The sequence below is a fragment of the Delftia sp. SD018 genome, from assembly GCF_017355445.1.
Taxonomy (GTDB): domain Bacteria; phylum Pseudomonadota; class Gammaproteobacteria; order Burkholderiales; family Burkholderiaceae_C; genus Comamonas; species Comamonas acidovorans.
The window spans coordinates 1-19,499 of the sequence record NZ_JADDRN010000017.1 but is presented as its reverse complement, the minus strand read 5'-3'; the positions used below and the strand labels follow the sequence as shown (position 1 = coordinate 19,499).

Below are 19,499 nucleotides of genomic sequence, written 5' to 3'. Positions count from 1 at the left end.
CGCGAGGACTGCATCCCCAGGTGTGCGCAAGAGGTGCAGCGGTGGCTCAGAGCTTGTCCACGAGCAGCCGGTTGCCGACCACCTCGGCCACGCGGTGCATGCCGGCCGAGGGCAGGTTGCCCGGGCGGCCGATCACGGTCCATTGGGCGCCACGGTAGCGGACCTGGGCCGTGCCGTCGGAATTCCATTGCTCGACCATGACGGACTCGCCTATGTCGAGGTTGACATCGCGGTTGCTCGATGCCGGCTGGCGGCTGGGCTGGCGGCGGCGCACCAGGTAGCAGGCCAGCACGAAGGCGCTGCCCAGCGCGGCGGCGATGATGATCTGTGCAATGGGCGCCAGGCCCGCATGCGCGCACAGCGCGCCGACGATGGCGCCCAGCGCCAGCATCAGCAGATAGAAGCTGCCGGTCAGCAGCTCGGCGATGACCAAGGCGCCGGCGACTAGCCACCAGATGGTGGAATATTCCATGCGTGAGACTCCCTTTGTGACAGTTGCTTGTGTTTAGTGCAGCACATTCTGGGTGAAAATCCGCACGCTTCAAAGGCGCAATAAGGATATTCCTTACACTTCGCGCCTGTTTCGTTTTTTGGCCCGCTCAGGTTACGGAGGCTGCCCCCATGAAGTTTCGCTTTCCCATCGTCATCATCGACGAGGACTACCGCTCCGAGAACACCTCGGGCCTGGGCATCCGCGCCCTGGCCCAGGCCATCGAGGAGGAAGGTTTCGAGGTGCTGGGCGTGACCAGCTACGGCGACCTGTCGCAATTCGCGCAGCAGCAAAGCCGGGCCAGTGCCTTCATTCTGTCCATCGATGACGAGGAGTTCTCGCTGGGCGATGGCGGAACCGATCCCGTGATCCACAGCCTGCGCAGCTTCATCGGCGAAGTGCGCCGCAAGAACGCCGATGTGCCGATCTACATCTACGGCGAGACCAAGACCAGCCGCCACCTGCCCAACGACATCCTGCGCGAGCTGCACGGCTTCATCCACATGTTCGAGGACACGCCGGAGTTCGTGGCCAAGCACATCATCCGCGAAGCCAAGAGCTACCTGGAAGGCGTGCAGCCGCCGTTCTTCAAGGCGCTGCTGGACTATGCGGAAGACGGCTCCTACAGCTGGCACTGCCCCGGACACTCGGGCGGCGTGGCCTTCCTGAAAAGCCCCGTGGGCCAGATGTACCACCAGTTCTACGGCGAGAACATGCTGCGCGCCGACGTGTGCAACGCAGTGGAGGAGCTGGGCCAGCTGCTGGACCACAACGGCGCCATCGGCGAGAGCGAGCGCAATGCCGCCCGCATCTTCAATGCCGACCATTGCTACTTCGTGACCAACGGCACGTCCACGTCGAACAAGATCGTGTGGCACCACGCCGTGGCGCCCGGCGACGTGGTGGTGGTGGACCGCAACTGCCACAAGTCCATCCTGCACTCCATCATCATGACGGGTGCGATTCCGGTGTTCCTCAAGCCCACGCGCAACCACTTCGGCATCATCGGCCCGATCCCGCAAAGCGAGTTCTCGGTGGAGTCCATCCAGGCCAAGATCGCGGCCAATCCGCTGCTCAAGGGCGTGGATGCCAAGACGGTCAAGCCGCGCGTGCTGACGCTGACGCAGTCCACCTACGACGGCGTGCTCTACAACACCGAGACCATCAAGAGCATGCTGGACGGCTATGTGGCCAACCTGCACTTCGACGAGGCCTGGCTGCCGCACGCGGCCTTCCACCCGTTCTATGGCAGCTACCACGCCATGGGCAAGAAGCGCGCGCGCCCCAAGCACTCGGTGGTGTATGCCACGCAGTCCATCCACAAGCTGCTGGCCGGCATCAGCCAGGCCTCGCATGTGCTGGTGCAGGACAGCCAGACCGAAAAGCTGGACCACCACCTGTTCAACGAGGCGTACCTGATGCACACCTCGACCAGCCCGCAGTACAGCATCATCGCCAGCTGCGACGTGGCCGCCGCGATGATGGAGCCGCCCGGCGGCACGGCCCTGGTGGAAGAGTCCATTCTGGAAGCGCTGGACTTCCGCCGCGCCATGCGCAAGGTGGAAGACGAGTTCGGCGACGACGACTGGTGGTTCGAGGTCTGGGGTCCCGAGAAGCTGGCCGATGAAGGCGTGGGCTCGGCCCAGGACTGGATCATCCGCGGCCATGACGCGGCGCCCAAGCGCTCCAAGGCCAAGAACGGCAAGGAGTTCGACAACTGGCACGGCTTCGGCGAGCTGGCCGACGGCTTCAACATGCTGGACCCGATCAAGTCCACCATCGTGACGCCGGGCCTGGACCTGGACGGCGATTTCTCGGACACGGGCATCCCCGCCTCCATCGTGACCAAGTACCTGGCCGAGCATGGCGTGGTGGTGGAGAAGACGGGCCTGTACTCGTTCTTCATCATGTTCACCATCGGCATCACCAAGGGCCGCTGGAACACCATGCTGACGGCGCTGCAGCAGTTCAAGGACGACTACGACCGCAACCAGCCGCTGGCGCGCATCCTGCCCGAGTTCTGCCAGCAGCACCGCCGCTACGAGCGCATGGGCCTGCGCGACCTGTGCCAGCACGTGCACCAGCTGTACGCCAAGTACGACATCGCCCGCCTGACGACCGAGATGTACCTGTCGGACCTGCAGCCCGCCATGAAGCCCACCGATGCCTACGCCCACATCGCGCAGCGCAAGACCGAGCGCGTGGAGATCGACCACCTGGAAGGCCGCATCACCGTGGGCCTGGTCACGCCGTACCCGCCCGGCATTCCGCTGCTGATTCCCGGCGAAGTGTTCAACCGCAAGATCGTGGACTACCTGCTGTTTGCGCGCGAGTTCGCCAAGGAGTGCCCGGGCTTCGAGACCGACATCCACGGCCTGGTGGAACTGCAAAGCGAAGATGGCGAAGTGCGCTACTACGCCGACTGCGTGGCCGGGACCGCGCCGGCCCGCAAGACGCCGGCAGGTGGCAAGCCTGCTGCGAAGAAGGCCGTGAAGACTGCAGCCAAGCCTGCGGCCAAGGCAGCCGCCAAGACAGTTGCCAAGGCAGCCGCGAAACCGGCAGCCAAGCCGGCCGCCAAGGTTGCCAAGGCCGCCGCGGTCACCGGGGTCAAGGCGCCTGCCAAGCGCCCCGCAGCGCGCAAGGCGCAGCCCGCCGCGCCTGAAGTCGGCACCGCAGCCAAGCCTGCGCGCGGCCGCAAGATGGTGCAGGTGGGGGACGATGGTCCCTTCGGCCGCACGATCTGATCGCCGGTCCGGCTGACGGCCCATCAAAAAGGCGCGGGTCCCGAAAGGGGCTCCGCGCCTTTTTCATTGCGCCGCTGCGGCGTTGTTATTCCGTGGTCACTCCAGGCGTATCTTTGCGTCGCGGATCAGCGCGGCCCAGTCCGTCTGTTCCTTGAGCAGGTATTGGGCCGCGTCCTGGATGCTGCCGCCCAGGGCCGTGCTGCCCTCGGCCTGCAGTTGCTGCTGCACGGCGGGCTGCTGCAGGGCCGCGTTCACGGCGGTGTTCATCTTCTGCACGATGGCAGCCGGCGTGCCCTTGGGCGCGACGATGAGCTTCCAGTCCACGGCCTCGAAGCCTGCATAGCCCGATTCGGCCACGGTGGGCACCTCGGGCAGGATGGGCAGGCGCTTGGCCGAGGTCACGGCCAGGGCGCGCAGCTTGCCGCCCTTGAGCAGCGGATAGACGGCCTGGGGCGTGCCGAACATGTAGTGCGTCTGCTTGCCCAGCAGGTCGGTCACGGCCGGCGCTGCGCCCTTGTAGGGCACGTTGAGCACCTGGATGCCGGCCTTGAAGGCCAGCATCTCGCCGGCCAGGTGGCCTACCGTGCCCGTCGATGCCAGGCCCTGGCGGATGCCGCCCGGGTCGGCCTTGGCGGCCTTGACCAGGTCCTGCACCGTCTTCCATGGCGAGTCCTGCGGCACGACCAGCACCGTGGGCTGGGCAGCGACCAGGGCCACGGGGATCAGGTCGGTGCGCGGGTTGAAGGGCATGCTGGGCAGCAGGGCGGGGTTGATGGCGAGGTTGGCGGTCTGGCCCATGCCGAAGGTATAGCCATCCGGCGCGGACTTGGCCACTGCATCCAGGCCGATGTTGCCGCCCGCGCCGGGCTTGTTGTCCACGACCACGGTCCATTTGTTCAGCGTGCCCACGCGCTCGCTGATCTGGCGCGCGACCGCGTCCGTGCCGCCGCCCGGCGTGTAGGGCACGACCATGCGCACGGCGCGTGAGGGCCAGTGGTCGGGCTGGGCCTGGGCCGCCAGCGGGAGCAGGGCGGCAGCCAATGCGGGCAGGGCGCACAGCAGCAACTGGCGGCGCGGGGCGGAACAAGGGCGGGTCTGGGTCAGTGTCTGTATCTGTTTTTGGGCGGCCGGGTTGCGGTGGATGGCGGGCATGGTGTTGTCTCCGGGAATTTTTGGGAAAAGGCCTCCCCGCCGGGCGCGCGGCAAGCGTCGTCCGGTGTGGGGTGGATGGGGTGCAAGGTTGCAGGGGCGCCGCGCGCCGGGTGGACGGCGGCGTCTTCAGTGGCTCAGCCTGGCTTCAGTGGGAAGCCTTGGCGTGGCTGTCGGTGGCGTCGCCCCGGGCCAGGGCCAGGGCCTGCTCGCTGCTGTAGCCCAGGGCGGTGAGGATCTCCAGGCTGTGCTCGCCCAGGCGCGGCGGCGACAGGCGCACATCCAGGCGCTTGCCGTCCAGCGTGAAGGGCAGCAGCACGGTCTTGGTCTCGCGGCCATCGGGCAGGGTGATGGGGGCCAGCGCGCCCGTGGCGTTCAGGTGCGGGTCTTCCAGCAGGTCCTGCGGGCGTGCGATGGGCGCGAAGGGCAGGCCGTTCTTCTCGAAGATCTCCGCAATGTGGGCGGCGCTGTGCGGGGCCATCTTCTCGCGCAGCAGCGGCATCAGCCAGCTGCGCGCCAGCACGCGGTCGTTGTTGCTGCCAAGGCGCGGATCGTCGCGCAGCTCGCCCAGGCCGAAGGCGTCGCAGAACAGGCGCCAGGCGCCATCGCTGACCACGGCCAGGAAGATCTGCTCGCCGTCCCGGACTTCGAACACGTCGTAGATGGCCCAGGCCGAGATGCGTGCCGGCATGGGCGCGGCCGGCTTGCCGGTGACGGCGAACTGCATCATGTGCTGGGCGACCAGGAAGATGTTGTTCTCGAACAGCGCGCTTTGCACTTCCTGGCCGCGCCCGGTCTTCTCGCGCTGGGCCAGGGCGGCCATCGCGCCCATGGCGCCGAACATGCCGCCCATGATGTCGTTGACGCTGGCGCCTGCGCGCAGCGGGTCGCCGGGGCGGCCCGTCATGTAGGCCAGGCCTCCCATCATCTGCACCACTTCGTCCAGCGCCGTGCGGTGCTCGTAGGGGCCGGGCAGAAAGCCCTTGTGGCTCACGTAGATGAGGCGCTCGAAGCGGTCCTTGAGGCTGTCGTAGTCCAGGCCCAGCTTGCGCATGGTGCCGGGCTTGAAGTTCTCGCAGACCACGTCGGCCGTGGCGATCAGGCGCAGCGCGGCCTGCTTGCCTTCCTCGGTCTGCAGGTCCAGCGTCAGGCTTTTCTTGTTGCGGTTGAACAGCGGGAAAAAGCCCGAGCCCGAGCCCAGCAGCTTGCGCGTGGCATCGCCGTCGCGGCCGTGGCCCACCGGCTCGATCTTGATGACTTCGGCGCCCAGGTCGGCCAGCATCATGCCGCAGGACGGGCCCATGACCATGTGGGTGAACTCGACCACGCGTATGCCTGCGTAGGGCAGGGGCGCGGTCTGGCCTGCGGCCGTGTCGGGGGAGTTGGGTTGGCTCATGGAAAAACGGTGAATGAATGTGGGGGTTGTCGCTGCGGCTCAGGCCGGTGCGTAGATGCGGGGCACAAAGCCCTTGGGCAGTCCGGCCAGCGGCGTCATGCCGTGCAGTTCCTCGCCGGGCAGGCCTGCGGCCAGCGGCTGGCGGGCGGCGATCAGGCGATCGATGTCCACGCCGGTGCGGATGCCCATGGCCTCGAACATGAAGACCAGGTCTTCGGTGACCACGTTGCCCGAGGCGCCGGGCGCATACGGGCAGCCGCCCAGGCCGGCCAGCGAGGCATCGAAGGTGCGCACGCCTGCCTCGTAGGCGGCCAGGCAGTTGGCCAGGCCCAGGCCGCGCGTATTGTGCATGTGGGCCGCGCCTGCATGTTCGCCCAGCTCGGCGCGCAGCCGTGTGAACAGGCGCCGCACCTGGGCCGGGTTGGCCATGCCCGTGGTGTCGGACAGGCCCGATTCATCGGCGCCCGCCGCCACGCAGGCCAGGGCCAGTGCAATCACTTCGTCCTCGGGCACCAGCCCCTGCAGCGTGCAGCCGAAGGCCGTGGAGATGCCCGCCTCGATCAGGGCCTGCGGCGCGATCTCGTCGCGCAGCGCGGCAATCGCCCGCACCTCGTCCACCATCTGCATGGGCGTCTTGCGCACATTGGCCATGGAGTGCGCGGGGCTGGCCGAGACGGGCAGCGTGACCTTGTGGGCGCCGGCGCGCAGCGCGGCCTCGGCGCCGCGCAGATTGGGGGCCAGGGCCATTACGGTGACGCCCGGCAGGGTGATGGCCTGGGCGACCACCTCGGCCGCGTCGGCCATCTGCGGCAGCAGCTTGGGCGAGACGAAGGAGCCGACCTCGATCTCCTGCAGGCCTGCATGGGCCAGCGCGGCGATCCAGGCCAGCTTGTGCGCCGTGGACATGGTGGAGGCCACGGACTGCAGGCCATCGCGCGGGCCGACTTCGCTGATGAGTACGTCAAAACGGTGGGAGGACATGGGCAGTTGCATCCGGTGGTGGGTGTCGATGGTGGCGGATTCACCTGTTGACATCGGGGTTCTGTGTGGTTCTAATAGATAGAACTATATTCTCTCTATTGAAATATTCCCTGCTGCACGCGCCATCGTCAAGCCTGCGTGCCTGGGGTTTTCCCTTGGGTGCCTTTTTATGCCTCGCAAATCAGTGACGGAATCGGTGGCCGACGAGAACGCCGCGCCGGGCGGCGTGGCGGCCGTGGACAGGGCCTTGAGCCTGCTGGCAGCGTTTCGCGACGGCGACGACGGGCTGACGCTGGCCCAGTTGTCGGAGCGCACGCGCCTGTACAAGAGCACCGTGCTGCGGCTGCTGGCCTCGCTGGAGCATGGCGGCTGGGTGCTGCGCATGGATGACGGCCGCTACGCCGTGGGCCCGGCCGTGGCGCGGCTGAACACCGTCTATGCCCGGCATTTCTCGCTGGACAGCGTGGTCATGCCCGTGCTGCGCACCCTGGTGCAGGCCACGGGCGAAAGTGCGGCCTACCACGTGCGCCAGGGCCAGGACCGGCTGTGCCTGTACCGCGTGGATTCACCGCACCCCGTGCGCGACCATGCACGGACGGGCGATCTGCTGCCGCTGGGCCAGGGTGCAGGCGGGCGCGTGCTGTCGGCTTTCGATGCCGAGCTGTACGCCGCATCGCGCGGCGGCAGCCGCACGCAGCTGGCCCGTGTGCGCGCCGATGGCTACTGCGCCATGGTGGGAGACAGGCATCGCGAGATCGCCGGGATTTCGGCCCCCGTGTTCAAGCGCGATGGGGAATTGGCAGCGGCGCTGACACTGACCATGCCAGCCCACCGCTATGAAGAGCGCCACGCCCGCCATGTGCTGGCGGCGGCGCGGGAACTGGGGCTTTTGCTGCCCTGAGCCAGGCGTGCGCGGTGCGCTGGCTCAGCCCAGGGCCGTGTCCAGCACCATCATCAGCACAAAGCCCAGCATGAGGCCGCCCGTGGCAAAGGCTTCATGGCCCTTGCGGTGCGACTCGGGAATGATTTCGTGGCTGATCACGAACAGCATGGCGCCCGCTGCAAAGCCCAGTCCCCAGGGCAGCATGGCTGCCGAGCCGCTCACGATGGCTGCCCCCAGCACGGCGCCCACGGGCTCCACCAGGCCGGAAGCCATGCCCAGCAACACGGCAAAGCTGCGCTTGTAGCCTGCTGCCAGCAGGGCCACGGCCACCACCAGGCCTTCGGGCACATCCTGTATGGCAATGCCCGTGGCCAGCGCATTGGCGCGCAATCCGTCGTTGCCCGCATAGCCCACGCCGATGGCCAGGCCTTCGGGCAGGTTGTGCAGGGTGATGGCGAAGACGAACAGCCAGGTGCGCTGCAGCTTGCGCGCGCCTTGCGGGTCCAGGCCTTCGCGGCCCTTGATGAAGTGCTCATGGGGCAGGAGCCTGTCCATGAGCATGAGGGCGGCACCGCCCATCAGGATGGCCGAACCTATGACCCCGCCAGCCGCCCAGCTGCCGCCACCGAACAGTTCCTGGGTGCGCACGGCCTCCAGTCCCGGCAGGATCAGCGAGAAGGCGCAGGCGGCCAGCATGACCCCGGCGCCAAAGCCGAACAGGGTGTCCTGCGTGCGCTCGGACAGGCGCTGGGACAGCATCACGGGCACGGTGCCCAGTGCGGTCGCCAGCGCGGCGGCCGAGCCTCCGGCCAGGGCCTGGAAGACCACCGGATGGTTCTGGGCGTAGGCCCAGAACTGGCTGGTGAGCGCCCAGGCGCCGGCCATCATGATGGCCAGGCCTATCCACAGGCGGATGTTGGACCGTACGCTGGTCTTGGAGCGGAAGCGTTGTGGCAGATCCATGCTGGTCGAGGTCAGAGGTTGGCGTTGCGGACCGTTCAGCCGCGTGCGGCGGCGTAGCGGCGGGCCACTTCGGCCCAGTTGACTACGTTGTAGAACGCCGCGATGTATTCAGGGCGGCGGTTCTGGTACTTGAGGTAGTAGGCGTGTTCCCACACGTCCAGGCCCAGGATGGGGGTGGCGCCGGAGCCGATGCCGGCCATCAGCGGGCTGTCCTGGTTGCCGCTGCTTTCCACGGCCAGCTTGCCGTCCTTGCCCACCACCAGCCAGGCCCAGCCGCTGCCAAAGCGCGTGAGCGCGGCCTGGGTGAAGGCGGCCTTGAAGGCATCGAAGCCGCCCAGTTCACGGTCAATGGCCTGTGCCAGTTCGCCCGAGGGAGCACCGCCGCCGCCCTGGTCCACCGGGGCCATCACGGTCCAGAACAGGCTGTGGTTGGCGTGCCCGCCGCCGTTGTTGCGCACGGCACCGCGAACGCCTTCGGGCAGCAGGGACAGGTCGGCGATCAACTGCTCCACGGGCTGGCTGCCGTGCGGCGTGTCCTCGAGCGCGGCATTCAGGTTGTTCACGTAGGCCTGATGGTGCTTGGTGTAGTGGATCTCCATGGTCTGCGCATCGATATGGGGCTCCAGCGCGTCGTAGGCGTAGTTCAGGGGAGGCAGGGTGTAGTTGCTCATGTGGTTTCTTTCAGGGACTACGGGGAAAAAATCGGTGCGTTGCGATGTCTGTGCGGCGGCAATCAATGCGCCAGCCGGGGTGGCAGGGCGGTGGCTGTGCAGTCGAAGACGCGGGCCGAGGCCTGAAGCGCCGCATCGATGCGGGGCTGGCTGCCGTGCTGGCGCTGCCACTGCAGCAGGGCTGAATGGGTTTCGCGCATATGGCGCCAGGCGGCGCTGCACACGGCGGCCGCATGGTGGCGCGCATCACCCAGGGCCAGCAGGCCCTGGTGCGCCTCGCACAGGTATTCGATGGCCAGTGCGGGCTGCTGGCGCAATGCCAGCAACTCGGCCAGGTTGTGGTGGGAGACCACCCAGGCGGCCATGCAGTGATCGGCGTGTTCCGCCAGCAGCGGGCCGGCGATGAGGCGCTGCGCCACATGCAGGGCCTTCATCTGCATGGCGAGCGCGCTTTCGATCTGGCCTGCATGGAAATGCCCATGGGCGCGGCGCGCCAGCTGTTCCCATTGATTCAAGGATGCTTCGGAGGGTGCCGGGACGGGAGAGGGCAGACTGAGGTCAGAGGTTGCTTGCATATCTGCTGGCTCCGAGGTTTTCAGAGGTTCTTTGATATTGATCTGAGAATTGTATTATTCATGAGAATCATTCTCATTCAAAGCAAAAATGACCGTATGCAATCCGATGTGTATTTCCTTTCGTGCATCGGCAGGATGCGGATGCCTGGCTTCCAGGCGAAAAAAAGCCCCGCAGGCGGCAATGCCTGCGGGGCGGGTCGCAGTCTGGCGGTGACTTAGACCTGGTCGGCCGACAGGCCTGCGGTCTGGCTGAAGCCGCCGTCCACGTAGGTGATCTCGGCCGTCACGCCCGAGGCGAGGTCCGACAGCAGGAAGGCGGCCACATTGCCCACGTCCTCGATGGTCACGTTGCGGCGCAGCGGCGATGCATCGGCCACGCGGCCCAGCAGCTTGCCGAAGTCCTTGATGCCCGAGGCGGCCAGGGTCTTGATGGGACCGGCCGAGATGCCGTTGGCGCGGATGGCGCGGCCGTCTGCCGTGCGGCCCACGGCCTCGGCCAGGTAGCGCACCGAGGCTTCCAGCGATGCCTTGGCCAGGCCCATGGTGTTGTAGTTGGGGATGGAGCGCAGGGCGCCCAGGTACGACAGGGTCAGCAGCGAGGACTTGTCGTTGAGGTAGGGCAGGGCCGCCTTGGCCATCGCGGGGAAGCTGTAGGCGCTGATGTCGTGCGCGATCTTGAAGCCTTCGCGCGACAGGCCGTCCAGGAAGTTGCCGGCGATGGCCTCGCGCGGCGCAAAGCCGATGCTGTGCACGAAGCCGTCGAACTTGCCCCAGGTCGCGCCCAGGTCGGCGAACAGCTTGTCGATCTGGGCATCGTCTGCCACGTCGCAGTCAAAGATCAGCTTGGAGTCGAATTCGGCGGCGAACTCGGTGATGCGGTCCTTGAAGCGCTCGCCCACATAGCTGAAGGCCAGCTCCGCGCCCTGTGCATGGCAGGCCTTGGCGATGCCGTAGGCGATGGAGCGGTTGGACAGAACGCCCGTGATCAGCAGTTTTTTACCGGCGAGAAAGCCCATTGTTGTTCTCCAGAGAAAGTGAGTGGAAGTGCGCACCAGCTGGCGGCGACGGCCGGGGCCCGCGTCAGCGTTTGCCAGCGGAAGGGCTGGCTGCGTGGTGCAGAATTGTCGCATGCGCCATTGGATGATTTCTTCGCTGCTGCTGGCCTCGGCGTGTGTGCCGGCCTGGGGCTCGCATGCCTATGCCCTGTGGGGCGAGCCCCGCTATGCCGAGGGCTTCAGCCATTTCGACTATGTCAACGCCAAGGCCCCCAAGGGCGGCGAGCTGCGCCTGGTGAGCAATCTGCGCATCTCCACCTTTGACAAATACAACCCGTTCACCATCAAGGGGTCGTCGCCCGCCTATCTGGCGGAGCTGATGTTCGACACCTTGCTGTGGCCCTCGCTGGACGAGACCGCCACCGGCTACGGATTGCTGGCCGAGGACGTGCAGGCCGCGGCCGACGGCCTGTCCGCCACATTCCGGTTGCGGCCCCAGGCCCGCTTTCACAACGGAAAGCCCGTGCTGGCCGCCGATGTCAAGTTCAGCTATGACACGCTGGTGGGCCCGCATGCACTGCCCGGCTACAGAACGCTGTTCTTCGATGTGGCGGGCGTCGATGTGCTGGACGAGCGCACCGTGCGCTTTCGCTTCAAGCAGCCGAACCGGGAATTGCCGCTGACCGTGGGGGCCATTCCAGTGTTCAGCCGTGACTGGGGCGTGGAAAACGGCAAGGCCAAGCCCTTCGACCAGGTGGTGACGGACACGCCCATCGGCAGCGGGCCCTACAAGATAGGTCCCGTGCGATTCGGCAAGGACATCACCTATGTGCGTGACCCGGACTACTGGGGCCGCGATCTGCCTGTGCGCGTTGGCACGGCCAATTTCGATCGCATCTCCGTCAAGATCTACCGCGACAACACGGCGAGGCTGGAGGCGCTGAAGGCCGGGGAGTTCGACCTCATGCGCTTTTACAGCGCCGGTGACTGGGCGCGGCGCCTGTACGGCAAGCGCTTCGACCGGGGCGAGCTGGTCAAGGGCGAGTTCAGCAACAAGCTGCCATCGGGATTCCAGAGCTACGTGCTCAACGTGCGCCGGCCTGTGCTGCAGGACGTCCGGGTGCGCCGCGCCCTGGGCCTGGCCATGGACTACGAGTGGATGAACCGGCAGATGTTCTACGGTTCCTACCAGCGCGTGCGCGGGCTGTTCGGCAACACGGCCTGCGAGACCCATGGCGAGCCCTCGCCAGAGGAGCTGGCGCTGATGGAGCCCTTGCGCAAGAGCATTCCGCCGGAGGCCTTCGGCCCCATGGCCGAGCCGCCGCGCACCGATGGCGACAGCTCGTTGCGCGGAAATCTGCGCCAGGCGCGGCAATTGCTGGCCGATGCCGGCTGGACCATTCAGGATGGCGTGCTGCGCAACGCGCGGGGCCAGGCCATGGAGCTGGAGTACCTGGACAGCAGCGAGTCGGGCATTCGCCAAGTCTCGCCCTGGATACGCAATCTGGAAAAGCTGGGCATCCGGCTGCGCTTTCGCTCGGCGGACTTTGCGCTGTACCAGCAGCGCGTGGAGAAGTTCGACTACGACATCATCTCCATCGCCTACCAGGGCACGAACAATCCGGGCCAGGAATTCGCCGACCTGTTCGGCAGCCAGGCGGCGGCAACCGAGGGTTCCGGTAATTTCCCCGGCGTGAAGAACCCGGCGGTCGACGCCATGATCCGCCGCATGACCGAGGCCAAGACAGAGGCGCAACTGTTGCCTGCCTGCCACGCACTCGAACGCATCATCACGCACGGCCACTACCTGATTCCGCAGTGGAGCGCGGGCACGCACCGCATGGTCTACGACTCCTGGCGCCTGGTGCGACCGGCCGTGGTTCCGGCCTATGCGAAGGGCGAGAGCTGGGCCATGGACACCTGGTGGGCCCGCATGCCGGTGCTGACCGCGCCGCCTCCATGAGCCGGCGTTGCGGCTGTGTCGTTGCGATCCGTTGCATGATGAGGGCGTGCCCTTGCCGGGGCCCCTCCCCGCAATGGACATAATGCAAGACTTCTTATGTGGGCCTACATATTCAAACGCTTGCTGCTGATGGTGCCGACCCTGCTGGGCGTACTGCTGCTGACCTTCGTGGTCGTGCAGTTCGTGCCCGGTGGTCCGGTCGAGCAGTATCTGGCCGAGGCCAAGGCCAGCGTGGGCCGTGGCGGCGAAGGCGGTGGCCTGGCCTACCGTGGCAACCAGGGGGTGGACCCGCAGCGCATAGAGCAGATCAAGGCCCTCTACGGCTTTGACAAGCCGGCCCATGAGCGCTTCTTCCAGATGCTCGGGCAGTTCGCGCGGTTCGACCTGGGGCGCAGTTTCTTTCAGAACAAGGATGTCTGGCAACTGATCAAGGAGAAGCTGCCGGTCTCGGCCAGCCTGGGACTGTGGACCTTTTTCATCAGCTACCTCGTTGCCGTGCCGCTGGGCATTGCCAAGGCCGTGCGGGCCGGCTCGCGGTTCGACTTCGCCACCACGCTGCTGATCCTGGTCGGCTATGCGATTCCGGGTTTCGTGCTGGGCGTGGCGCTGTTGGTGATCTTTGGCGGCCAGTTGCAGTGGTTTCCGCTGCGCGGGCTGACTTCCTCCAACTGGGACGAGCTGTCCTGGGGCGCGCGCATCGTGGACTATCTCTGGCATATCGCGCTGCCGGTGACGGCCATGGTGGCGGGCAGCTTCGCCATCACGGCCATGCTGACCAAGAATGCCTTCCTGGAAGAGATCCGCAAGCAGTACGTGCTGACTGCGCGTGCCAAGGGCCTGTCCGAGCGGCAGGTGCTCTACCGCCATGTGCTGCGCAACGCGCTGATCCCCATCGTCACCGGATTTCCGGCCGCCTTCATCGGGGCCTTCTTCACGGGCTCGCTGCTGATAGAGACACTGTTCTCGCTGGACGGCCTGGGCCTGCTCAGCTATGACAGCGTGATTCGGCGCGACTATCCCGTGGTGCTGGGCACGCTGTATCTGTTCACGCTGATCGGCCTGGTGACCAAGCTGGTCAGTGACCTTTGTTATGTGTGGGTGGATCCGCGTGTACGGTTTGATTGAGCGCCCCCTGAACGGCTGCGCCGCTTCCCCCTCCTGCTTTGCGGGGGGAGCGTTCGGGCCATTGGCGGCTGGCGCAGGCCCTTGCCTGGTATCCCTGACTTTGGGCGGTCGCGCCACTGTGATGCAGCAACATGGAAACTGAGATGCACTCCCTTGCCGCTCCAGGCGCAGGGCTGCCCGGGGCAGCGCCTGTACCGCTGGCTGTGGTGGCAGTGTCGCCGGCTCGGCGGGCATGGATGCGGTTCAGGCGCAATCGGCTGGGGTATTGGAGCCTGGTCGCTTTTTGCGTGATGGTGGTGCTGAGCCTGGGCGCCGAGCTGATCAGCAACGACCGGCCCCTGGTGGTGCGCTATGAGGGCCAGACCTACTGGCCGCTGTGGAACGATTATTCCGAGAAGACTTTCGGCGGCGACTTCGAGACGGCCACCGACTACCTGGACCCCTTTATCCGCGACCGCCTGAGCCAGGGCGACAACTGGGCGCTGTATACACTCAATCCCTATGGGCCACAGGCGCTGAACTACTTCGCGACCTCGCCCAATCCGGCGCCGCCCTCGCGCGACAACCTGCTGGGTACCGATGACCGGGGGCGCGATCTGCTGGCCCAGCTGATCTACGGGTTTCGCGTCAGCGTGCTGTTTGCGCTGGCGCTGACGGCGTCAGGCGTGGTGCTGGGCGTGGTGACGGGGGCCGTCCAGGGTTTTTTCGGCGGCAGGACCGATCTGGCATTCCAGCGCTTCATCGAGATCTGGGGCTCCATGCCCGAGCTGTATCTGCTGATCATCTTCAGCGCGGTGCTGGCGCCCAGCGTCTCGCTGCTGCTGGTGCTGCTGTCGCTGTTCGGCTGGATGGGCCTGTCGGACTACGTGCGTGCCGAGTTCCTGCGCAACCGCCAGCTGGACTATGTGAAGTCGGCGCGGGCGCTGGGCGTGGGCAATGGCGCGCTGATCTGGCGCCATCTGCTGCCCAACAGCATGACGCCCGTGGTGACCTTTTTGCCGTTTCGCATGAGTGCGGCCATCCTGGCCCTGACCTCGCTGGACTTCCTGGGGCTGGGTGTGCCGCCTGACACCCCCAGCCTGGGTGAGCTGCTGAACCAGGGCAAGAACAGCATCGATGCCTGGTGGATCTCGCTGTCCACCTTTGCCGTGCTGGTGGTGACGCTGCTGCTGCTGACCTTCATGGGTGATGCGCTGCGCGATGCGCTGGACCCGCGCAAGGCCGCTGCCAGCGATGCCGCCCCCGGTGTCGATGCAAAGGACGCCGCATGAACGCAGAGCAGCCGGCAATGGAGCTGCCTTCGCCCCCCGGCCGTGGCCGGACATTGCTGTCCGTGCGCAACCTGCGCGTGCGCTTCGGCAGCAAGGATGTGGTGCACGGCGTGAGCTTCGACCTGGCGGCAGGCGAGAAGCTGGCGCTGGTGGGCGAGTCCGGCTCGGGCAAGACCATCACCGCGCTGTCGCTGCTGCGGCTGGCTGGAGACGCTCAGCTGGGCGGCCAGGCCCTGTTCGACGGCCGCGACCTGCTGCGCCTGCCCGAGCGCGAGATGCGCGCCGTGCGCGGCGGCGACGTGGCCATGATTTTCCAGGAGCCCATGACGGCGCTCAACCCGCTGATGACCGTGGGCGAGCAGGTGGGCGAGGTGCTTCGCCTCAAGCAGGGGCTGACGCGAGCGCAATCCCTGGTCCAGGCCACCGAATTGCTGGCGACCACCGGCATTGCCGAGCCTGTGCGCCGCGCCCGGGCCTTTCCCCACCAGCTCAGTGGCGGGCAGCGCCAGCGCGCCATGATCGCCATGGCGCTGGCCAGCAGCCCGCGCCTGCTCCTGGCCGATGAGCCGACGACGGCACTCGATGTCACGCTGCGCGGCCAGATCCTGCAGTTGCTCGATGACCTGCAGCGCCAGACCGGCATGGCCGTGCTGATGATCACGCACGACCTGCACCTGGTGCGGCGCTTTGCCGACCGCGTGGCGGTGATGGAGCGCGGGCAACTGGTGGAGCAGGGCGGGGTGTCGGCGGTCATGGCGGCTCCGCGCCATGCCTATACGCGCAAGCTGCTGGCCAGCGTGCCGCGCCGCGATCTGATCGAGGTGGAGGCAGGCGCCGACGCCACGGCTTGCGAGCCGCTGGTGCAGGCACAGGGTCTCAAGGTCAGCTATCCGGTGCCGCTGGCAGGCATGCGCGGATGGTTCGGCCAGGGGCGCTTCGTCGCCGTGCAGTCCGCAGACCTGGCGCTGTTGCCCGGGCGCACCGTGGGTGTGGTCGGTGAATCGGGATCTGGCAAATCCACGCTGGCGCAGGCCGTGCTGGGGCTGCTGCCCCATGAAGGCCGGCTGCGCATTGCCGGCCATGCCTGGCAGCAGCCAGCCACGCGCAACTCGCCCGCCAACCGTGCGCTGCGGCGCAAGGTGCAGGTGGTGTTCCAGGACCCGTACTCATCGCTGTCGCCCCGGCTGACGCTGGAGCAGATCGTTGGCGAGGGCCTGCGCGTGCATGCGCCGTCGCTGGCGGCGCCGCAGCAACGCGACCGCATCGTGGAGATGCTGTCGGCCGTGGGCCTGACGCAGGAACAGTTTCCCGGCCTGCTTGACCGCTATCCCCACGAATTCTCGGGAGGCCAGCGCCAGCGCATCGCCATTGCACGCGCCCTGGTGCTGGAGCCCGAGGTGCTGGTGCTCGACGAGCCCACCAGCGCGCTGGATGTGACCATTCAGCAGCAGGTGCTGGGCCTGCTGCAGCGGCTGCAGCGCGAGCGGGGCCTGGCCTATCTGCTGATCACGCATGACGTGGACGTGATCCGCGCCATGGCCCATGACGTGGTGGTCATGAAGGATGGCGCCATCGTCGAATCCGGCCCCGTCGCCCAGGTGCTGGGCGCGCCGCGCCAGGCGTACACGCAGCGGCTGGTGGAGGCCGCCGGCTTCTCGGGCGACGGCATGCCCGAGGGGTTCTGAGGCAGTTGCCGGTCCGCGCTACCAGCTGCCCGTGGGATTGACTCCGTCCTGCAGGATCCACTGGACCTTGTCCACGGGCACGCCCAGCAGCCGGGCCTGTGCCAGCAGGCGTGCCGCCACGCCGTCGGCCAGTTCGGGCGTGCGCGAAAGAATCCAGAAATAGCGCAGGTCCGATCCCACCACCATGGCCCAGCGGTACTCGGCATCAAGAGCCACCACGTTGTAGCCGCCGTAGAACGGGCCGAAGAACGAGACCTTGAGCGCCGCAACGTCCGGGCCGTGCACCGTGCGGGCCTTGCCCTCGGAGGATTTCCAGCGCCGGTGGCGGGCGTCGTAGCCCCGGTTCAGCACGTGCACCGTGCCGTCGGGAAGCTGTGTGTACTCGGCCTGGGTGCGCTCCAGGCCTTTTTCGAAACTGTGGTCAATGCGGGCCACTTCATACCAGCGGCCCATGTAGCGCTGGATGTCCCAGCCGCGCACCGGCTCCACGGTAGGGGGGATGGGCGGGTTGCGCAGGCCCTTCCACAGCAACGCTGCTGCGGCGGCGCCTACGGCAAGCCCCGCCAGGCCGGCCGTGGGCAGCACCCAGGCGGGGCGGGAAGTGGATGGGGTAGTTGACTCTGTATTGGGGTGGCGGGGTGACATGGTGCGGAACTCCGTGTTCAGGCAGACGTGCATGCCAGGGTCTTGCGCGCTTGGCAGCGTGCTCCTACTTTAGGACAGAAAACCGGGCCGCAGTGTAGGTCGGCGCTGCCTGCGCCGGTGCTGTGCGGGCCGCGCAACGCTGGAACTTTCCCTATGCCAGAGCAGGCCATGTGTTTTTTTGTGCGCGGTCATGCAGGTCTATGGCCTAATTGCGCGTTCTCATTTTTTTGAAGAAGGAAATGCCATGGGCAACAAGATCGTTACCGAAGCCGACCGCAAGTTCACTCCCCAGCCTCCCCTGCCCAACGGCGTCACCCTGCCGACGCCCGGCCGTGGCCAGCGCGTGAGCCGCGCCCGTGGCGCCCACACCCATACCAAGAAGAACCCCGGCAAGCGTCACCGCTGAGCACGGCGGGCCGCATGCATGCCTGCTGCGGCCACGTTCTGAAAGCAAAAGCCCTCTTACGAGGGCTTTTGCTTTTAAGGCGGCGTTCTCAATGCTGCAGTGCCTGGAGCTTGCGGCGCAGTATCTGCACTTCCTCGATCAGGTCCGCCGTCAGCGCGGCCAGCTGAGGGTCGGCATCGAAGCTGTGCTCCAGATGGGCTATGCGGCGCGCGCGCACCAGGGTCTGGCTGCTGAAGCGCCACTGTGCCTGCGGCGCGGCCGCTTCGCCGGACGGCTCGTTTTCGCAGTACAGCACGCCGGTCTGCACACGCTCCACCACCCAGGCGGTGTTGCGCTGGCAGTGGCGGGCCAGATCCTGCAGGTCCAGAGCGTCTTCGTCCAGCAGTTCTGCGGGCTCGTAGAAGGGGTACAGCGGCGTGCTCATCGCGTGGCTCCTTGGCCCGCTGCGTGCTGGCGGGCATCGAACGAGGGAAAGGCCTGGGCCAGTGCCGCATAGGCCTGGCGCTGGGCGTCGGTCTGGGGCTCGGGCAGGGCGATGCCCAGCACCAGGTACAGGTCGCCCGGCGTGGCGGCGGGCAAGCCCTTGCCCTTGATGCGCAGCTTGCGGCCAGCGCGGCTGCCTGCGGGCACGCTGACCTCGAATTCACCGGCAATGGTGGCCACGCGGACCGGGCCGCCCAGTGCGGCTTCCCACGGGGCCAGGGACACGGGCTGGTAGACATCCTTGCCCTCTGCCCACCAGCGCGGGTCGTGGCGCAGGTGCACTTCCAGCAGCAGATCGCCTGCCGGGCCGTTGCCCAGGCCCGGGCCGCCCTGGCCGGCCAGGCGGATCATCTGGCCTTCGCGCACGCCCTTGGGAATGCTGACCTGCAATTCCTTGTCGCGCGCCACGGGGTGTCCGTCCTCATCCAGCACCGTGGTGCGCAGGTGCAGGCTGCGCTGCGCGCCCTGGTAGCTGTCCAGCAGGTCCAGCTCGATGCTGGCGTGCTGGTCCTGCCCGCGCAGGTCAGGCGGGGAGCGATGCTGGCCGCCTCCGCCCGCATGGCGGGCACGCGCGCCCTGGCCGAACATCTGTGAGAAGAACTCGCTGAAGTCCGCGTCGCCCTCCGGCATGGCGCCGTCGCTGCTGCGAAAGTGAAAGTCCTGCCCTTCCCAGCCGGGCGGTGGCTGGAAGCCGCCGGCGCTGGGCCCGCTGCGGCGCGGCGCATCGGCCAGGGCGTCATAGGCTGCGCGCTTTTCGGGGTCCGACAGCACGGCATTGGCTTCGTTGACTTCGGCCATGCGCTCGGAGGCGTCCGCCTCCTTGCTGACATCGGGGTGGTACTTGCGCGCCAGCTTGCGGTAGGCCTTCTTGATGTCATCGGCACTGGCCTGCCTGTCCACGGCCAGGATGCGGTAGTAGTCCTTGTAATCCATGAATTTCCGTCCTCCGGCCCTTGCGGGCGATGTTCTGGACAAACCCGAAGGCAGCATAGCCCGGTCATGGCAGGGTCTCAACCGATGGGCCTTTTCCTGCTTGACTGGCATCTTGTGACGGGTTCATTACATTCGCGCGTC

The 19,499-nt window shown here is 66.9% G+C and carries 18 protein-coding genes; 7 read left to right on the top strand and 11 right to left on the bottom strand.

The window, feature by feature from the left end:
• Window positions 1-46 precede the first annotated feature (46 nt).
• A complete protein-coding gene (locus tag INR38_RS17395; protein WP_012204811.1) occupies window positions 47-472 on the bottom strand; it encodes an NfeD family protein in 426 nt (141 codons plus the stop codon).
• Window positions 473-621: 149 nt separating this feature from the next.
• On the opposite strand from INR38_RS17395, the gene INR38_RS17390 reads away from it, so the two are divergent.
• Window positions 622-3,234 (top strand): arginine/lysine/ornithine decarboxylase, encoded by a 2,613-nt coding sequence (locus tag INR38_RS17390; RefSeq protein ID WP_207443060.1) that lies wholly within the window; start codon window positions 622-624, stop codon window positions 3,232-3,234.
• A gap of 96 nt (window positions 3,235-3,330) precedes the next feature.
• Here the strand turns inward: INR38_RS17390 and INR38_RS17385 are convergent, their stop codons facing one another.
• The 3 genes from INR38_RS17385 to INR38_RS17375 form a co-directional block, all read right to left on the bottom strand.
• Window positions 3,331-4,386, bottom strand: coding sequence for a tripartite tricarboxylate transporter substrate binding protein (locus INR38_RS17385; protein ID WP_207443059.1), 1,056 nt, complete (start codon window positions 4,384-4,386; stop codon window positions 3,331-3,333).
• A 145-nt stretch (window positions 4,387-4,531) separates the two neighbouring features.
• On the bottom strand, window positions 4,532-5,779 hold the full coding sequence (locus tag INR38_RS17380; protein ID WP_197943053.1) for a CaiB/BaiF CoA-transferase family protein: 1,248 nt from the start codon (window positions 5,777-5,779) through the stop codon (window positions 4,532-4,534).
• Window positions 5,780-5,818: 39 nt separating this feature from the next.
• Entirely contained in the window at window positions 5,819-6,772 is a 954-nt protein-coding gene (locus tag INR38_RS17375) for a hydroxymethylglutaryl-CoA lyase (protein ID WP_043781550.1), read from the bottom strand.
• A gap of 157 nt (window positions 6,773-6,929) precedes the next feature.
• Between INR38_RS17375 and INR38_RS17370 the strand changes: the two genes are divergently transcribed.
• On the top strand, window positions 6,930-7,661 hold the full coding sequence (locus INR38_RS17370) for an IclR family transcriptional regulator (protein WP_012204816.1): 732 nt from the start codon (window positions 6,930-6,932) through the stop codon (window positions 7,659-7,661).
• Between the two features lie 24 nt (window positions 7,662-7,685).
• Here the strand turns inward: INR38_RS17370 and INR38_RS17365 are convergent, their stop codons facing one another.
• The 4 genes from INR38_RS17365 to fabI form a co-directional block, all read right to left on the bottom strand.
• A complete protein-coding gene (locus tag INR38_RS17365; protein WP_012204817.1) occupies window positions 7,686-8,606 on the bottom strand; it encodes a ZIP family metal transporter in 921 nt (306 codons plus the stop codon).
• A 35-nt stretch (window positions 8,607-8,641) separates the two neighbouring features.
• A complete protein-coding gene (locus tag INR38_RS17360; protein WP_207443058.1) occupies window positions 8,642-9,277 on the bottom strand; it encodes a superoxide dismutase in 636 nt (211 codons plus the stop codon).
• 62 nt (window positions 9,278-9,339) lie between these two features.
• Window positions 9,340-9,792: a hypothetical protein gene (locus INR38_RS17355; protein ID WP_225614194.1), complete on the bottom strand. Its 453-nt coding sequence runs from the start codon at window positions 9,790-9,792 to the stop codon at window positions 9,340-9,342.
• 275 nt (window positions 9,793-10,067) lie between these two features.
• On the bottom strand, window positions 10,068-10,868 hold the full coding sequence (gene fabI / locus INR38_RS17350) for an enoyl-ACP reductase FabI (RefSeq protein WP_012204820.1): 801 nt from the start codon (window positions 10,866-10,868) through the stop codon (window positions 10,068-10,070).
• Window positions 10,869-10,992: 124 nt separating this feature from the next.
• Between fabI and INR38_RS17345 the strand changes: the two genes are divergently transcribed.
• The 4 genes from INR38_RS17345 to INR38_RS17330 all read left to right on the top strand — a co-directional run bounded on the left by INR38_RS17345 (window position 10,993) and on the right by INR38_RS17330 (window position 16,891).
• Complete coding sequence (locus tag INR38_RS17345; protein ID WP_082848181.1) at window positions 10,993-12,810, top strand: extracellular solute-binding protein; 1,818 nt, start codon at window positions 10,993-10,995, stop codon at window positions 12,808-12,810.
• A 96-nt stretch (window positions 12,811-12,906) separates the two neighbouring features.
• Window positions 12,907-13,935 (top strand): ABC transporter permease subunit, encoded by a 1,029-nt coding sequence (locus tag INR38_RS17340; RefSeq protein ID WP_013803046.1) that lies wholly within the window; start codon window positions 12,907-12,909, stop codon window positions 13,933-13,935.
• A gap of 143 nt (window positions 13,936-14,078) precedes the next feature.
• Complete coding sequence (locus INR38_RS17335; RefSeq protein ID WP_085929073.1) at window positions 14,079-15,206, top strand: ABC transporter permease; 1,128 nt, start codon at window positions 14,079-14,081, stop codon at window positions 15,204-15,206.
• The gene (locus INR38_RS17330) at window positions 15,203-16,891 is read left to right on the top strand and encodes a dipeptide ABC transporter ATP-binding protein (protein WP_207443057.1); all 1,689 of its coding nucleotides are present in this window, start codon (window positions 15,203-15,205) and stop codon (window positions 16,889-16,891) included. The genes INR38_RS17335 and INR38_RS17330 overlap by 4 nt, the downstream gene beginning before the upstream one ends.
• An 18-nt stretch (window positions 16,892-16,909) precedes the next feature.
• On the opposite strand, the gene INR38_RS17325 is transcribed toward INR38_RS17330, so the two are convergent.
• Window positions 16,910-17,536 (bottom strand): lipocalin family protein, encoded by a 627-nt coding sequence (locus INR38_RS17325; protein WP_034398350.1) that lies wholly within the window; start codon window positions 17,534-17,536, stop codon window positions 16,910-16,912.
• A 244-nt stretch (window positions 17,537-17,780) separates the two neighbouring features.
• On the opposite strand from INR38_RS17325, the gene INR38_RS17320 reads away from it, so the two are divergent.
• Complete coding sequence (locus INR38_RS17320; protein WP_012204826.1) at window positions 17,781-17,942, top strand: hypothetical protein; 162 nt, start codon at window positions 17,781-17,783, stop codon at window positions 17,940-17,942.
• An 88-nt stretch (window positions 17,943-18,030) separates the two neighbouring features.
• Here the strand turns inward: INR38_RS17320 and INR38_RS17315 are convergent, their stop codons facing one another.
• Window positions 18,031-18,366, bottom strand: a complete 336-nt coding sequence (locus INR38_RS17315) for a MerR family transcriptional regulator (RefSeq protein WP_207443056.1) — start codon at window positions 18,364-18,366, stop codon at window positions 18,031-18,033.
• Window positions 18,363-19,358: a J domain-containing protein gene (locus INR38_RS17310; RefSeq protein ID WP_207443055.1), complete on the bottom strand. Its 996-nt coding sequence runs from the start codon at window positions 19,356-19,358 to the stop codon at window positions 18,363-18,365. The genes INR38_RS17315 and INR38_RS17310 overlap by 4 nt, the downstream gene beginning before the upstream one ends.
• Between the last annotated feature and the right edge of the window lie 141 nt (window positions 19,359-19,499).

Bases quoted from the DNA above. Each gene is read 5' to 3' on its own strand.
- INR38_RS17395 (WP_012204811.1), bottom strand. From the start codon at position 472: ATGGAATATTCCACCATCTGGTGGCTAGTCGCCGGCGCCTTGGTCATC.
- INR38_RS17390 (WP_207443060.1), top strand. From the start codon at position 622: ATGAAGTTTCGCTTTCCCATCGTCATCATCGACGAGGACTACCGCTCC.
- INR38_RS17385 (WP_207443059.1), bottom strand. From the start codon at position 4,386: ATGCCCGCCATCCACCGCAACCCGGCCGCCCAAAAACAGATACAGACA.
- INR38_RS17380 (WP_197943053.1), bottom strand. From the start codon at position 5,779: ATGAGCCAACCCAACTCCCCCGACACGGCCGCAGGCCAGACCGCGCCC.
- INR38_RS17375 (WP_043781550.1), bottom strand. From the start codon at position 6,772: ATGCAACTGCCCATGTCCTCCCACCGTTTTGACGTACTCATCAGCGAA.
- INR38_RS17370 (WP_012204816.1), top strand. From the start codon at position 6,930: ATGCCTCGCAAATCAGTGACGGAATCGGTGGCCGACGAGAACGCCGCG.
- INR38_RS17365 (WP_012204817.1), bottom strand. From the start codon at position 8,606: ATGGATCTGCCACAACGCTTCCGCTCCAAGACCAGCGTACGGTCCAAC.
- INR38_RS17360 (WP_207443058.1), bottom strand. From the start codon at position 9,277: ATGAGCAACTACACCCTGCCTCCCCTGAACTACGCCTACGACGCGCTG.
- fabI (WP_012204820.1), bottom strand. From the start codon at position 10,868: ATGGGCTTTCTCGCCGGTAAAAAACTGCTGATCACGGGCGTTCTGTCC.
- INR38_RS17345 (WP_082848181.1), top strand. From the start codon at position 10,993: ATGATTTCTTCGCTGCTGCTGGCCTCGGCGTGTGTGCCGGCCTGGGGC.
- INR38_RS17340 (WP_013803046.1), top strand. From the start codon at position 12,907: ATGTGGGCCTACATATTCAAACGCTTGCTGCTGATGGTGCCGACCCTG.
- INR38_RS17335 (WP_085929073.1), top strand. From the start codon at position 14,079: ATGCACTCCCTTGCCGCTCCAGGCGCAGGGCTGCCCGGGGCAGCGCCT.
- INR38_RS17330 (WP_207443057.1), top strand. From the start codon at position 15,203: ATGAACGCAGAGCAGCCGGCAATGGAGCTGCCTTCGCCCCCCGGCCGT.
- INR38_RS17325 (WP_034398350.1), bottom strand. From the start codon at position 17,536: ATGTCACCCCGCCACCCCAATACAGAGTCAACTACCCCATCCACTTCC.
- INR38_RS17320 (WP_012204826.1), top strand. From the start codon at position 17,781: ATGGGCAACAAGATCGTTACCGAAGCCGACCGCAAGTTCACTCCCCAG.
- INR38_RS17315 (WP_207443056.1), bottom strand. From the start codon at position 18,366: ATGAGCACGCCGCTGTACCCCTTCTACGAGCCCGCAGAACTGCTGGAC.
- INR38_RS17310 (WP_207443055.1), bottom strand. From the start codon at position 19,358: ATGGATTACAAGGACTACTACCGCATCCTGGCCGTGGACAGGCAGGCC.